The following is a 13920-nucleotide window of genomic DNA, read 5'->3' as shown; positions in this document are numbered from 1 at the left end:
ATTTTAAGTAACAAAAAGCAGGAAAAGATTTCCTGCTTTGCTATTTGCACAGCCCCGCCAAGTCGATAGAATAGAGCTATTCAATTTTAGTACTGTGAAGTTATGGCCAAACCAGATAAGCAAGTCGACACTCTTAAAGTTCCTCCCCATTCAATAGAAGCTGAACAATCTGTTTTAGGTGGTTTAATGCTTGATAACCAAGCATTTGATCGCGTAGCTGAACTTGTTGTGGCGCAGGATTTTTATACCCGTACCCATAAGCTTATTTTTGAGGCGATGACAGCTCTTGCTGAAATTGGTGATCCGATTGACTTAATCACAATTTCTGAGAGTTTAGAAAAAAATAACCAGCTGTCAGGTATTGGTGGATTTGCGTATTTAGCCGAAATAGCAAAAAACACCCCAAGTGCTGCCAATATTGACGCTTACGCAAGTATTGTTCGCGAGCGCGCCGTTGTTCGTGAAATGATTGGTGTTGCCAATGAAATAGCCGAAGCGGGCTTTAATCCTGAAGGGCGTACTAGCCACGACTTACTTGATTTTGCTGAAAGTAAAGTCTTTAAAATTGCTGAGCAGCGTACAAAAAGTAGTGAAGGCCCACAAAGTATTCACAACATACTTGAAAAAACCGTTGATAAAATAGAAGAGCTTTATCAATCACCACAAGATGGTGTGACCGGTGTGAGCACGGGTTATGCTGATCTTGATAAAATGACTACAGGCTTGCAGCCATCTGATTTAATTATTGTGGCAGCGCGTCCATCAATGGGTAAAACCACTTTTGCGATGAACCTTGCTGAACATGCCGCAATGACTCAAGACAAGCCAGTGCTTATTTACTCACTAGAGATGCCCTCTGAACAAATTATGATGAGGATGCTGGCGTCCCTTGGCCGAATTAACCAAACTAAAGTACGTACTGGTCAGCTAGATGACGATGACTGGGCGCGCCTTTCATCAACCATGGGATTACTCATGGAAAAAGGCAAAATGTACGTTGATGATGCCTCAGGCTTAACACCTACCGATGTTCGCTCACGTGCACGTCGTATAGCACGTGATCATGGTGGTATTAGTATGATCATGGTCGATTACCTGCAATTAATGCGTGTACCTAGCTTGTCAGATAACCGTACCTTAGAAATTGCCGAAATTTCACGCTCACTCAAAGCATTAGCAAAAGAGTTGCAGTGTCCGGTTGTTGCTCTATCGCAGCTTAACCGTACTCTAGAGCAACGTGCTGATAAACGTCCAATTAACTCAGATTTACGTGAGTCGGGCTCTATTGAGCAAGATGCCGATTTGATCATGTTTATTTATCGTGATGAAGTCTATAACGAAGACAGTACTGAAAAAGGCATTGCCGAAATTATTATCGGTAAACAGCGTAACGGTCCGATTGGTAAAGTGCGCCTAACCTTCCAAGGTCAATTCTCTCGCTTTGATAATTACGCGGGGCCTGCTGTAGATGATGATTACTAATGCGCTTAGCCACTGCTGAAATTAATTTAACCGCGCTTGAACATAACCTAGCACAGGTAAAACGCTTTGCGCCCAATAGTAAAGTAATGGCCGTACTTAAAGCGAATGCTTATGGGCATGGTTTAGTCACTATTGCGCAACACTTAAATGAAGCAGATGCATTTGCGGTTGCGCGTATAGATGAAGCGTTAGCGCTGCGTGCAGGTGGCCTTACAAAACCGATTGTGTTGCTAGAAGGCTTTTTTCATCAAGAAGACTTACCTATTTTACTGGCGAATAATTTTCAAACTATTATTCATGACGAGATACAGCTAAAAATGCTGGAAAGTGTGCAGCTAGATGCGCCTTTAAATTGCTGGTTAAAAATAAATACCGGCATGCATCGCTTAGGTATTGCGCCTGAGCAGTTTGATATGTTTTATCAGCGCCTACAAGCCAGCCCAAATGCACAAAACAAAATAAACTTAATGACCCATTTTGCGTGTGCCGATGATGTAAAAAATACTAAAACAGTGCAGCAAATAACTTTGTTCGATAATTTAACCCAAAAGGTTCAACAAGCTCATTGTTTATCGAACTCTGCGGGAATTATAGCGTGGCCGAGTGGCCATGGTGATTGGGTTAGACCTGGGCTAATGCTTTATGGTGTATCGCCTATGGCTAATCACACAGGTAAAGATCACCAATTAAAGCCTGTAATGCGCTTAACCACTAAAGTGATAGCAGTGCGTAATGTGGGGGCACATGAGCAAGTAGGCTATGGCGGCCGCTGGCAAAGTGATAAACCTACGGTGTTGGCTGTGGTTGCACTGGGCTATGGTGATGGTTATCCGCGTCATGCGAAAGAAGGCACACCCGTGATTATTAATGGGCATCGTTACGGTATTGTGGGTAGTGTAGCTATGGATATGATCACCCTTGATATAGGTAATAACGAGCACAACGTCCAGGTGGGTGATGAAGTGATTATGTGGGGGCCAGAGTTACCAGTAGAAGAGATTGCACAATGTGCTGATACTATTTCTTACGAGTTATTGTGTAATATCACACCGCGTGTAAGTTATGAGTACCAGCGCTAATGTTTATTATTAAAGATATGCAGTAAGTTTACATTGCTGTCATGATCGTGATGCTAGCTTACTGGGTATGGTTACTCTTTTATAAAGTAAATATCGCTAAAGCCCATACGTGCAAACTCTTGGTCGCGAAAATTGCGTACCGCCGATGAACCTTTAGAGGTCATTTCAATTTGGCGTACCATGTTTAAGTAATTAGTTAAATCGATACCCTCAGCAGCCGCAATAGCCTGATACATATCGTGGTATTTATCTTTTGCGAAGTTAATTTCGCGCGGTTGATTTTTAAAAGTATAGGTAATTCTGCGTGCCATAATAAGCTCAGTTATATTGAGTGTTAGTGTAATTTTACACTGTATTTAAGTTGCGTTGAATGATTAGTTGAAATCAAATAATTAAAAAGTTGAGTTTGAAATGAAATTATCAGTAGAGATCAGTAAATACCCGCTTCATCAAGATTATATTCCCTTTATTAAAGGATTTATTGACCGGTTAAATACCTATGATGATTTAAAAGTGATTACAAACACATTGTCGACGCAAATTTTTGGTGACTATGACTTAGTAATGTCGGTACTTAGTACTGAAATAAAACGTTCATACGAAGAGTTTGGCAAGGCTATTTTTGTTTGTAAATTTCTTTCTGGTGATCTTTCTCCTGAATAATGCTTAATAGCTTAGTGAGCCAATAATGGACTTTATTAACCAAACTCTTGCTGGGTTTACTGCGATGTCACACTGGGAATATATTGCAGTGGCTTTGTCTATGACTTACCTTTTATTAGCTATCAAAGAAAACCTTTGGTGCTGGCCTGCGGCATTCTTTAGTACCTTAATTTACACTATTATGTACTGGAATGGCGCTTTATTAATGGAGTCATTGCTGCATTTTTATTATATGTATATGGCAGTCTATGGCTGGCTAGCATGGAGGAAGAGTGGAGTAGGCAAACAGGAATTAGCAATTACATCATGGCGGGTAAGTCAACATATTGGCATTATCAGTATAACGTCCTTAGTTGCGATAATTTTGGGCTATATAATGACTAATTATACCCATGCTGATTTTGCCTATTTAGATAGTTTTACCACTTGTTTTGCTGTTGTTACTACTTATTTAGTGGCCAAAAAAGTGCTGGAGAATTGGTTATATTGGATAGTGATAGATGCCGCATCAATGTACTTGTATTACGAAAAAGGCTATTACCCAACACTTGCGTTGTTTATCTTCTACACGCTAATGGCAGCATGGGGGTTTAAAACCTGGTATGAAGAGTACGAGCAAGAGCAAGCTAAGCCTCTAGCACAGCTATAAGAGCCACAATGACCTTTGACAATATAAGCGCTATATTTAGCGCTTTTGACCCGCAACTTAATGTTCTCAGTAGTGAGCGTTTGTATAGTGGTTTAAGTAACGATAATTTCCTTGTCCATACAGCGCAGCAAGCTTACCTATTAAAGAGTTATCGGGAACACTGGCCATCTATAGGCTTAGCAGCGCAAGCAAGCTTTGCAGAGTATAAAGTTTGTCCTGCACCAATGTGGCTCAATGAAGAAAAAAAGTTAGCCATTTTTGAATATATTGACGGTGATATAGCGCAAGACAACTTCACATCTGAACTAATAAAAAAACTGGTCAGTTTACACCAACATAATATTGTAACAGAGCCAATGGATATTAAGTTCGAGCTTGATTATTACTCTGACACCGAACTTTATCAGCAATATCAGCAGGGGGTTGAATCAGCTTTAGTCTATATTTATAGCCAACCTAGAGATAACGGTTTTTGCCATAATGATTTAGTTAAAGAAAATATTATTCTCAACACAGAGGGCATGTACTTAATTGACTTTGAATACGCTAAAACTAACGATGTTTACTTTGATTTAGCCGCATTAGCAGTTAGTTTTGAGTTAACACAAATACAAAAAGCGCAGTTACTGAAAACCTATCATGCATATTTACCTCAGCAGTGTAATTTTAGTCCTTCGATAGAAAAGTTAAAGTGTTATCAAGTAGTATTCTTAGTGCTTTGTATTTGTTGGTATTCTGCGCGTGGTGTCAGTGATAAGGTTAAAAAATTGTGTGAGCAGCTGGATTATCTAATTCAATAAATAGCCCAGCTTATCCCCAAGTAGTTATAAGTTTAGCTACAAACCACCAAATCGAGCTGCTAGCTCTTTATATTTAGCTACTTCATCGGCGTCATACTGTGGTTCGCCATTAGCATCTTCACTTTTGGCAATAAGTAAGCTTTCTCGTGTTAAGCGTTTAACTCGCTCGACTTTAACTCCTAAAAACTCAGCAACTTGTTCTGTTGACATTAACTTCATAATTACTTCCTCGTGTTTAATCTTTCCGTCCAGTGACAATAATAGATAATATGTGTCTAAAGCGTTACTGTTTTTTTATAGAATATAAATAAATAGCGCTTTTTTTACCTTTTGTTAAGTGATTAGCTTAAATTATAGACATGTAAACGAATCATGCTGGTATTTATACAAAGATGCCTTTATTATTGCGCATGCTAAAGCATTGATATCGCGAGTTGATGTGGAGGCAACAAATGTGCTCTCGTGGTGAAATGGATATCACGTGGCCCTCCGGAGGCTGAGTTGTAGGTTCGATCCCTACCGAGAGCGCCATTTGCGTTTTACTTTTTACTCCCCTTCAAAACGATCGTAGCTATTTAAATTAACTCACTATTTTTATTCTCAGTTAAATAATAATATTTGTAGCAATCTAATTTACACCGTTAGGCGTATACTCAGTGCTGCGGTTATAGTTTAATATCAATAGTCGTAGGATTTTAGTGTTAATAATTTATTATTACCCTAAACTCAAAAGCTAGACTTTTATAGCTAAATAATGCTATTAAAAGAAAATATTCCTTAATTATAGAAATCCTCACATTTATGTTAGTTACCTTACCTATATCAGAGCTTATTCCCGGCATGTACGTAAATAGCGTGACCAAGCAGCAGGAGAGTGTTGATGGTATAAAAATTAAAACCAGTGGTTTGGTACGTGATAAATCTATAATTCAGCGTTTAATTACCGAAGGAGTACTAGAGCTTCTTATTGATTTTACAAAAAGTGATGTGGCTGTACCGGCTAAATATAAAGTACAAGAAAAACCACAAGCCGCTGCTACAAATCAAGACAAGCCCGCTAGTAAAAAGCGAGTTGTCAGCTTGCAACAAGAGTTTGCCAAAGCCAGTGTTAGTTATGATGCCCACAACAGAAAATTACAAAGTATTTTTGGTGATTTAACCTCAGGTTTGTCACTGAATACTGATGCGCTTAATGAGATAAGTAATGAAATAGTCAGCTCAGTATTTCGTAATGAACATGCAATGACCATTTTAACTCGTATTAAAGATAAGCATAGCTATAACTGGCGTCATATGATCAACTGCACCATTTTTACAGCGGTATTCGCTAAGTATTTAGGGTATAAACGCGATGTTGTTCAGGAGCTTGCTATGGGGGCATTAATGCATGACCTAGGGCAGGCCAAATTACCTCAAGGAATATTCTCTAAACCTGGCAAAGTTACGGGTAACGAGATGACGGCAATAAAAAAGCATGTTGCACAAAGCCTAGGGTTATTAAAAGGTGGGAAAGGCATCACCTCTTTAATGTTAGATATGATTGTAAATCATCATGAGCGCCTTGATGGTTCTGGTTATCCTCGAGGAGTCGATGACAGCAAGATAAGTCGTCCTGCTCGGATTTTAGCGATTGTTGACGTATACGATGCGCTCACCGCAGATAGACCCCATCAAGACGGGGATGAGCCTATTAATGCACTGCGTTATTTGTTGGCAAATAAACAGCTATTTGATGCAGAGTTAGTACAGCTGTTTATTAAGTGTTTAGGTGTTCACCCGGTGGGTACTATTGTTAAGTTAACCAATGAGCGTTTGGCCTTGGTGCTAGAAGGTAATCATTCAAATCCAATCAAGCCCAAAGTTAAGCTTTTTTATAACGCAAAACACAACCATCATGTTACCGCAAAAGATATTGATTTGAGCTCAAATAATAATGAAATAAAAATACAAGCAAGTGTAAAACCAGCTGATTATAAAATTAACTTGCCTCGACTTTTAAAAGAGCATTTACTGCTTTAGTATTTTTGCATCGTCTTTTTCTGTTTGTTTTAGCAGAAATATACCCACCTAAAAAGCAATTACCCATTAACGTCATCCACAGTAATGTGCCTAATTCTACATGCAGCGCTAAGCAGCAAAAAACCAAAGAAATAATTGCCATGCTAATGGCTGCTAACCAATAGAGATTAACTGGGTTGTCACATTTACCTGCCTGCGTACACGCGCAATAATTTGCTTTATAAAAGAAATAAACACTTAAGCCACAAAAAGTAAGCGCTGTAACAATAAGTAAAATGATCACTGTTTTCTCCCTTGGTGATTTTATTGGCAGTGTAAATTGCAACGCAAGTTAAGTCAATGCAAATGAGAACTAATATCATTAGAGTATATACTCTAATACCATACTTCTGCTCCGATGAGTTTTAAATAGTTGTTAAATTGTCGTTAAAAAACGTGTTTTTTGGCCTTTTTTAACGTTTTAGTAGGGTTTTTTATAAAAAATTAAGGTAGTGTACGCGGGTTTGAAACTCTAATAACAACACACATAGCTATCCAAACAGTAAGTTTGGCTAAGGACACAACAATGAAATTTACTAAAACTCTTATTGCTGCATCGCTGGCATTTGTTTCAGCTGATACCTTTGCAGCGGCTTTTCAACTTGCTGAGCAAAATGTATCTGGTTTAGGTCGTGCATACGCAGGTGAAGCGTCTGTAGCAGATGATGCCTCTGTGGTTGCTCGTAACCCAGCGTTAATGACGTTGTTTAAAGAGAAGCAACTTAGCGTTGCAGCTATGGCTGTCATTCCTGATGTTAGCCTAAAAGGCACAGGTAATGCCTACGGTTTAGATAACAGCGTACTAGATGATGACAGCATCGCACCTAGCGCGATTATTCCTGCTGGTTATTTCACTATGCCAGTAAACGATAAAGTATCGGTTGGTTTTGGTGCATTTTCTAACTTTGGCCTTGCCACTGAGTTTAACGATGATTACGCAGCTGGCCAAATTGCTGGTGAAACTGAAATTGTTACTGTAAACATGAACGCAAGTGTTGCTTATAAAGTATCTGAGCAGTTCAGTTTTGGTATTGGTTTAAATGCAATTTATGCAGAAGCGAAGATTATTCGTAAGTTTGGCGTAGTACCTCCTGTAAACCCTGCTATTGCATCTATTCCTGCAAGTGCTGATGCTGTTCACCTTGAAGGTGATGACATGGGTTACGGCTTAAACGTTGGTTTAATGTACCAATTAGATGAAAATAGCCGCTTTGGTTTTAATTACCGTACAGAAACAGATATTACTTTTGAAGGTGAGTACTCGAATGAACTACCTTCATTTATTCCTGGTGGGTTAAACGGTCAAGTTGAATTACCTGGCTCAGTTGAAATTACACTACCAGCAATTGCTGAGTTCTCAGGTTCTCACCAGTTAGATGAAAAGCTAGGCGTTCACTACAGCGTACTATGGACAGGTTGGAGCAGCTTTGACTCATTAGAAGCACAAGTTACTGCACCTACAGGTGGCAAGTTCAGTGCGTTTGAAAAAACAGAAGATTTCTCTGATGCAATGCGTTACTCAATCGGTACTGATTACCAGTACAGTGAAAATTTAATGCTTCGTGCTGGTTTTGCGTTTGATGAATCACCAGTATCACAACAGCATTTATCAATTTCTATCCCTGATACAGACCGTTTTTGGTTCTCGTTTGGTGGTAACTATGCGATTGATCAAAACTCAAATATTGATTTAGGTGTGAGCGTATTACGTGGTAAAACACAAAACTTTACTGAAAAAGTAGAAAGCGAAACACTACCACAGCAATGGTCTTTTGAATCAAAAGGTCATGCAGTATTATTAGGTGCTCAGTACAACTACACATTCTAATTCTGCCTAGAGCCTAGAGCCTAGAGCCTAGAGCCTAGAGCCTAGAGCTTAGAGCCTAGACAAAAAAAGCCGCTTACAGCAAATGCAGTAAGCGGCTTTTTTTATACTTATAAATTAACTGGTTACGAATGGCGTAAGCCATCCGTAACAGCTTAATTATAAGCTTTCTATTTTAACTTTTTGCTCTAGTAGCTTAGTTTTAGCATCAGTAAATTCAGCTAGCTTAGCATTTTCTTTAGCGAGTACCGCTTCAGGTGCATTGTTAACAAACTTTTCGTTAGCCAATTTGTTTTGCACTTGAGCTAGGCCTTTCTCTGCTTTTTCAAGTTGCTTGTTTATACGTGCAAGCTCAGCTTCGACATCAATTAATCCCGCCATTGGGATCATAATCTCAAGGTTGCCAACATAAGAGGTTGCACACGCTGGGGCATCGTCTTTGTTTTCAAGCAGAGTAAATGCCTCAAGCTTAGCGAGTGACGCTAAAAACGATTCATTTTCGTTAATCCGGCGCACATCGTCGCTCGATGCATTAGCTAGTAACACTGATAACGGCTTGCTTGGGCTGATATCCATTTCACCACGAATATTACGAATCGCTAAAATGAACTGCTTAACCCACTCTAAGTCATCCATCGCTTGTGAATCAACATTGGCTTGGTTATAAACAGGGAACCCTTGTACCATAATGCTAGTGCCTGTTGTTTCAAGCCCTGCAAGTGGTGCTACACGTTGCCAAATTGTTTCTGTAATGTAAGGCATCATTGGGTGCATTAAACGCAGTAAGCTTTCAAGTACGGTAATAAGTGTATGACGTGTACCACGTTGCTGAGCTTCATTGCCTTTAAATAGTACCGGCTTAGTTAGTTCTAAGTACCAATCACAGAACTGATTCCAGGTGAATTCATATAATGTATTCGCCGCTAAATCAAAACGGTAGTTATCAAGGTGCTCGGTGTAGGTTTTAACCGTGGCTTCATATTGACCTAAAATCCAGCGATCAGCTAACGAGTACTGTTTTTCGCTATCGTTAAAGCCACAGTCTTGCTCTTCTGTGTTCATTAATACGTAACGGCTTGCGTTCCATAATTTGTTACAGAAGTTACGGTAACCTTCAAGGCGGTTCATATCCCAGTTAATATCACGACCAGTTGAAGCCATCGCTGCTAAGGTAAAACGCAGTGCGTCGGTACCGTGTGCTTCAATACCGTTTGCAAATACTTTGCGGGTATCTTTTTCAATTTTAGCGGCAAGTTTTGGCTGCATCATATTACCAGTACGTTTTTGTACTAAGTCTTCAAGGCCAATGCCGTCAATCATATCAAGTGGGTCAAGTACGTTACCTTTAGACTTCGACATTTTATCGCCGTTATCGTCACGTATTAAGCCAGTTACATACACGGTTTTAAAAGGAACTTGTGGTTTGCCGTTTTCATCCTTTATAAAGTGCAGCGTCATCATGATCATACGTGCAACCCAGAAGAAAATGATATCAAAACCGGTTACCAACACGTCAGATGGGTGGAAGGTTTTTAAGTCATCGGTATTTTCTGGCCAACCTTGGGTTGAGAAGGTCCACAGTGCTGATGAGAACCACGTATCAAGAACGTCTTCGTCTTGGCTAAGCGCTACGCTATCTGCAATATTGTTATCGCGGCGTACTTCTGCTTCATCACGACCAACGTATACGTTGCCTTCGCTGTCGTACCAAGCTGGAATACGGTGACCCCACCAAAGCTGGCGTGAAATACACCAATCTTGTACGTCGTTCATCCACGAAAAGTACATGTTTTCGTATTGCTTAGGTACAAATTGGATGTCGCCGTTTTTAACCGCGTCTTTTGCAGGTTCAGCAAGTGGTGCAACACGTACATACCATTGGTCAGTAAGTAGTGGTTCAATAACAACACCAGAGCGGTCACCGTAAGGAACAGTTAGGCCATGGTCTTCAATTTTTTCAAGTAGGCCTAGCTCTTCAAATTCAGCAACAATGGTTTTACGTGCGTCAAAACGGTCCAGGCCATGTAAGCGCTCAGGTATTGGCGCATCAAATTCAAGTTCTTTACCATCAAAGGTGTATGTTTCACCTTGGGTTAAAATAGCCGCGTCTTTGTCGAAGATGTTAATCATCGGCATCTTGTGGCGCTTACCAACTTCGTTATCGTTAAAGTCGTGCGCAGGGGTTATTTTTACACAGCCCGTACCTTTGTCTTTATCGGCATGTTCATCGGCAACAATTTTAATACGACGATTAACGATTGGTAGTAAAACCTCTTTACCGATTAGGTCTTGGTAGCGCTCGTCATCTGGGTTTACTGCCACACCTGAGTCACCCAGCATAGTTTCTGGGCGCGTAGTGGCTACAACAATGTAGTCTTTACCGTCTTGCGTTTTTACGCCATCAGCTAGTGGGTAACGTAAGTTCCACATATGGCCTTGTTTGTCTTTGTTTTCTACTTCAAGATCAGAAATCGCAGTGTGTAATTTTGGATCCCAGTTTACTAGGCGTTTACCACGGTAAATTAGGTTTTCTTTATGAAGGCGTACAAATACTTCTTTAACAGCTTCTGATAGGCCATCGTCCATGGTAAAACGTTCACGGTCCCAATCAACAGAAGCACCTAAGCGGCGAAGTTGTTTAGTGATTGTGCCACCAGACTCGTTTTTCCATTCCCAAATTTTATCGATAAATGTATCACGGCCTAAATCATGGCGTGTTTTACCCTCTTCTGCCGCAAGCTTTCGCTCTACTAGCATTTGCGTGGCAATACCTGCGTGGTCAGTACCTACTTGCCATAATGTATTGTTACCTTGCATACGTTTAAAGCGCGTTAAGGTATCCATGATGGTATCTTGGAAAGCGTGGCCCATGTGTAAGCTACCCGTGACATTTGGCGGCGGGATCATAATTGAATATGGGGTGCCTTGGCCAGATGGCTTAAAGTAGCCTTTTTGTTCCCAGTCTTGATATAGAGACTGTTCAATATCTTGCGGATTGTAGGTTTTATCCATTACACAGAACCTTAAATAAGTACTTAAATGAGTTAGTTAGCTTTGTACGCAGTGAGCGTTAGCGATTAATATCTTGCGTGGTGATATTGGCACCGAGTTGGCGTAGTTTTTTAAAGCGCTCACGAGCGGCTTGTTTGGCTACGGGCTCTACGGGTACAAAATCAAAAACTTGGTTAAACCGACGAATAAAATCCGGTAAGTGATTGGCCAAGTTAATTAATACTTTACGATTACCAACAGGTGGTGTTGTGCCAATTTCTACAGGTGCGCCGCCTTTTGGGCCTTCACCTTGTAAATTGTGGGGCACAAAACTGTCGGCATCAAATGTCCAAATAGTTTCGTCAATGCTGTTGGCGGTTGCTTCGCTGTCTACAAAAATAAATACGCGTTGACCAAGCCGATACTGTTGCCCAGCTATTTGAGCTGCTAAAGCAAAGTGATCATCGGCTTTAGCTAATGACTCATCTTGTTGCTTTAAAATGAAAAACTGGGCATTCATGTTCATTGTATCGGGATTTCCCATGACATTGATTGTGCTGTTATTAAATACACACAAATTAAGAAGGGGATTTTGCCATATAACGGGGTTTGCTTCAATTAATACCCAATAAATAAGGCGCTTTAAAAGCGCCTTATTTTATACTCTATATTGGGCTGTGAAGCCTTTTACAGGTTTGTTAGTCTTGGGTTGCTTCGCTAATGCCTGCTCGGTTTAATAAATACTGAGTTAGCATAGGTACAGGGCGACCCGTTGCGCCTTTTTTAGCGCCGCTGCGCCATGCCGTACCGGCAATATCTAAATGTGCCCAGTTATACTTTTTAGTAAATTTAGATAAGAAACAGGCCGCAGTAATAGTACCTGCAGCTCGGCCACCTAAGTTAGTAAAGTCGGCAAATGGGCTTTCTAGTTGATCTTGATAATCATCCCATAATGGCAGTTGCCATGCACGATCGCCACTTTGCTCAGACGCTTTTAATAAATCATGCGCCAGTGGATTATGGTTTGCTAATAAACCCGTAGCGTGGGCACCTAAAGCAACAATACATGCACCGGTTAATGTAGCAACATCAATCACGGTTTCTGGTTCAAAACGCTCAACATAGGTTAGCGCGTCACATAACACTAAACGGCCTTCGGCATCAGTATTAAGTACTTCAACCGTTTGCCCAGACATAGTGGTTAAAATATCACCTGGGCGATAGGCGTTTGAGCTTGGCATGTTTTCACAACCGGCTAAAACGCCAATTACATTTATAGGTAGCTGCATTTGTGCAAGCGAGCGCATGGCACCAATAACACCAGCAGCACCGCCCATGTCGTATTTCATTTCATCCATGCCTTCGCCTGGTTTTAATGAAATACCGCCTGAGTCAAAGGTTAAGCCTTTACCAACTAATACGATAGGCGCTTGGTCATCGCCTGCGCCTTTGTAGTTAATTACCGACATAACCGATTCGTTATCACTACCACGACCAACTGCTAGATATGAGTTCATACCTAGTTCTGCCATTTTATCTTCGCCAATCAGCTCAACAGTGATGTTGTCAAAATTAGTCTCAAGTTCTTTGGCTTGCTCGCCGAGATACGCTGGATTACAAATATTAGGCGGCATATTGGCAACGTCTTTGCATAATTTGCTACCAGCAGCAATCGCTAGGCCATGCTCAATGGCACTTTCACCTATAGTCAGTTCGCGGCGCGTAGGAACGTTAAATACCATTTTACGCAGTGGACGACGTGGGTCTACTTTCTTACTTTTTAGCTGATTGAAGGTGTATAAACAGTCTTGGGTTGTTTCTACCGCTTGACGCACTTTCCAATAGGTATCACGGCCTTTAACGTGTTGCTCAGTTAAAAAGCACACTGCTTCCATCGAGCCTGTTTCATTTAAGGTGTTGATAGTTTTTGAAATAATTTGTTTATATTGTTTATCGTCTAGTTCGCGTTCTTTACCGCAGCCAACGAGTAGAATACGTTCGCTTAAAATATTAGGTACATGGTGTAATAGTAATACTTGCCCAGGCTTACCTTCTAAGTCGCCACGGCGTAATAAATTTGAGATATAACCATCGCTGATTTTATCAAGTTGTTCACCAATGGGGGATAACCTGCGTGGTTCGTATACGCCAACAACAATACATGCACTGCGTTGTTTTTCTGGGCTACCACTTTTTACGTTGAATTCCATTGTCACTCCTGATTTTGAGTCATCTATAGAAGCTAAGTTGGGACTAAAAATGTGTTTTCTAGTCTTTTTACCTAAATTTTTAGGTCTAGCGCTAATATTAGTAGATTTTACTCGACTCTTACTGTGTATTTGAACTTTATATGCTTAAGGGTTACTAATGCAA

13 protein-coding genes and 1 tRNA gene are annotated in these 13920 nt (G+C 40.4%); 8 read left to right on the top strand and 6 right to left on the bottom strand.

Going from position 1 to position 13920, the window contains the following annotated elements:
• Positions 1-102 precede the first annotated feature (102 nt).
• Positions 103-1482 (top strand): replicative DNA helicase, encoded by a 1380-nt coding sequence (dnaB, locus tag DK924_RS12145; RefSeq protein ID WP_010390854.1) that lies wholly within the window; start codon positions 103-105, stop codon positions 1480-1482.
• A complete protein-coding gene (alr, locus tag DK924_RS12140; protein WP_109875298.1) occupies positions 1482-2561 on the top strand; it encodes an alanine racemase in 1080 nt (359 codons plus the stop codon). Before dnaB ends, alr begins: the two co-directional genes overlap by 1 nt.
• A 71-nt stretch (positions 2562-2632) precedes the next feature.
• On the opposite strand, the gene DK924_RS12135 is transcribed toward alr, so the two are convergent.
• Positions 2633-2872: a DUF2960 domain-containing protein gene (locus tag DK924_RS12135; protein ID WP_004588463.1), complete on the bottom strand. Its 240-nt coding sequence runs from the start codon at positions 2870-2872 to the stop codon at positions 2633-2635.
• Positions 2873-2972: 100 nt separating this feature from the next.
• On the opposite strand from DK924_RS12135, the gene DK924_RS12130 reads away from it, so the two are divergent.
• The 3 genes from DK924_RS12130 to DK924_RS12120 are packed head-to-tail and all read left to right on the top strand — an operon-like array spanning position 2973 to position 4673.
• Positions 2973-3224 carry a hypothetical protein gene (locus DK924_RS12130; protein ID WP_010390856.1) on the top strand — a complete coding sequence of 84 codons (252 nt, stop codon included), beginning with the start codon at positions 2973-2975 and terminating at the stop codon, positions 3222-3224.
• 25 nt (positions 3225-3249) lie between these two features.
• A complete protein-coding gene (gene pnuC, locus DK924_RS12125; RefSeq protein WP_075170403.1) occupies positions 3250-3873 on the top strand; it encodes a nicotinamide riboside transporter PnuC in 624 nt (207 codons plus the stop codon).
• Positions 3874-3881: 8 nt separating this feature from the next.
• Positions 3882-4673, top strand: coding sequence for a phosphotransferase (locus DK924_RS12120; RefSeq protein ID WP_109875297.1), 792 nt, complete (start codon positions 3882-3884; stop codon positions 4671-4673).
• A gap of 36 nt (positions 4674-4709) precedes the next feature.
• Here DK924_RS12120 and DK924_RS12115 read toward each other — a convergent pair whose 3' ends face one another.
• The gene (locus tag DK924_RS12115; RefSeq protein WP_010390860.1) at positions 4710-4892 is read right to left on the bottom strand and encodes a hypothetical protein; all 183 of its coding nucleotides are present in this window, start codon (positions 4890-4892) and stop codon (positions 4710-4712) included.
• Positions 4893-5129: 237 nt separating this feature from the next.
• Here DK924_RS12115 and DK924_RS12110 point away from each other — a divergent pair.
• Both DK924_RS12110 and DK924_RS12105 read left to right on the top strand, forming a co-directional pair.
• Positions 5130-5204 (top strand) — tRNA-Arg (locus DK924_RS12110).
• 270 nt (positions 5205-5474) lie between these two features.
• Entirely contained in the window at positions 5475-6692 is a 1218-nt protein-coding gene (locus tag DK924_RS12105) for an HD-GYP domain-containing protein (protein ID WP_109875296.1), read from the top strand.
• Here the strand turns inward: DK924_RS12105 and DK924_RS12100 are convergent.
• Entirely contained in the window at positions 6652-6975 is a 324-nt protein-coding gene (locus DK924_RS12100; protein ID WP_054202242.1) for a hypothetical protein, read from the bottom strand. The genes DK924_RS12105 and DK924_RS12100 overlap by 41 nt on opposite strands.
• Before the next feature lie 282 nt (positions 6976-7257).
• Here DK924_RS12100 and DK924_RS12095 point away from each other — a divergent pair, with 282 nt between their 5' ends.
• On the top strand, positions 7258-8559 hold the full coding sequence (locus DK924_RS12095) for an outer membrane protein transport protein (protein WP_055012852.1): 1302 nt from the start codon (positions 7258-7260) through the stop codon (positions 8557-8559).
• A 156-nt stretch (positions 8560-8715) separates the two neighbouring features.
• Here DK924_RS12095 and DK924_RS12090 read toward each other — a convergent pair whose 3' ends face one another.
• From DK924_RS12090 to pepA, 3 genes are all read right to left on the bottom strand, one after another.
• On the bottom strand, positions 8716-11568 hold the full coding sequence (locus DK924_RS12090; RefSeq protein ID WP_109875295.1) for a valine--tRNA ligase: 2853 nt from the start codon (positions 11566-11568) through the stop codon (positions 8716-8718).
• A gap of 58 nt (positions 11569-11626) precedes the next feature.
• Positions 11627-12073: a DNA polymerase III subunit chi gene (locus DK924_RS12085; RefSeq protein WP_008112488.1), complete on the bottom strand. Its 447-nt coding sequence runs from the start codon at positions 12071-12073 to the stop codon at positions 11627-11629.
• A gap of 172 nt (positions 12074-12245) precedes the next feature.
• Complete coding sequence (gene pepA / locus DK924_RS12080) at positions 12246-13757, bottom strand: leucyl aminopeptidase (RefSeq protein WP_054202239.1); 1512 nt, start codon at positions 13755-13757, stop codon at positions 12246-12248.
• Positions 13758-13920 lie beyond the last annotated feature (163 nt).

This window comes from Pseudoalteromonas sp. meg-B1 (assembly GCF_003173795.1).
In the GTDB taxonomy this organism is placed as follows: Bacteria; Pseudomonadota; Gammaproteobacteria; order Enterobacterales; family Alteromonadaceae; genus Pseudoalteromonas; species Pseudoalteromonas undina.
The sequence above is the reverse complement of the archived record's forward strand: the minus strand, read 5'-3'. Positions and strand labels throughout refer to the sequence as shown.

What these genes read in the sequence shown, in the direction of transcription:
- dnaB (WP_010390854.1), top strand. Translation starts at nt 103, where the DNA reads ATGGCCAAACCAGATAAGCAAGTCGACACTCTTAAAGTTCCTCCCCAT.
- alr (WP_109875298.1), top strand. Translation starts at nt 1,482, where the DNA reads ATGCGCTTAGCCACTGCTGAAATTAATTTAACCGCGCTTGAACATAAC.
- DK924_RS12135 (WP_004588463.1), bottom strand. Translation starts at nt 2,872, where the DNA reads ATGGCACGCAGAATTACCTATACTTTTAAAAATCAACCGCGCGAAATT.
- DK924_RS12130 (WP_010390856.1), top strand. Translation starts at nt 2,973, where the DNA reads ATGAAATTATCAGTAGAGATCAGTAAATACCCGCTTCATCAAGATTAT.
- pnuC (WP_075170403.1), top strand. Translation starts at nt 3,250, where the DNA reads ATGGACTTTATTAACCAAACTCTTGCTGGGTTTACTGCGATGTCACAC.
- DK924_RS12120 (WP_109875297.1), top strand. Translation starts at nt 3,882, where the DNA reads ATGACCTTTGACAATATAAGCGCTATATTTAGCGCTTTTGACCCGCAA.
- DK924_RS12115 (WP_010390860.1), bottom strand. Translation starts at nt 4,892, where the DNA reads ATGAAGTTAATGTCAACAGAACAAGTTGCTGAGTTTTTAGGAGTTAAA.
- DK924_RS12105 (WP_109875296.1), top strand. Translation starts at nt 5,475, where the DNA reads ATGTTAGTTACCTTACCTATATCAGAGCTTATTCCCGGCATGTACGTA.
- DK924_RS12095 (WP_055012852.1), top strand. Translation starts at nt 7,258, where the DNA reads ATGAAATTTACTAAAACTCTTATTGCTGCATCGCTGGCATTTGTTTCA.
- DK924_RS12090 (WP_109875295.1), bottom strand. Translation starts at nt 11,568, where the DNA reads ATGGATAAAACCTACAATCCGCAAGATATTGAACAGTCTCTATATCAA.
- DK924_RS12085 (WP_008112488.1), bottom strand. Translation starts at nt 12,073, where the DNA reads ATGAACATGAATGCCCAGTTTTTCATTTTAAAGCAACAAGATGAGTCA.
- pepA (WP_054202239.1), bottom strand. Translation starts at nt 13,757, where the DNA reads ATGGAATTCAACGTAAAAAGTGGTAGCCCAGAAAAACAACGCAGTGCA.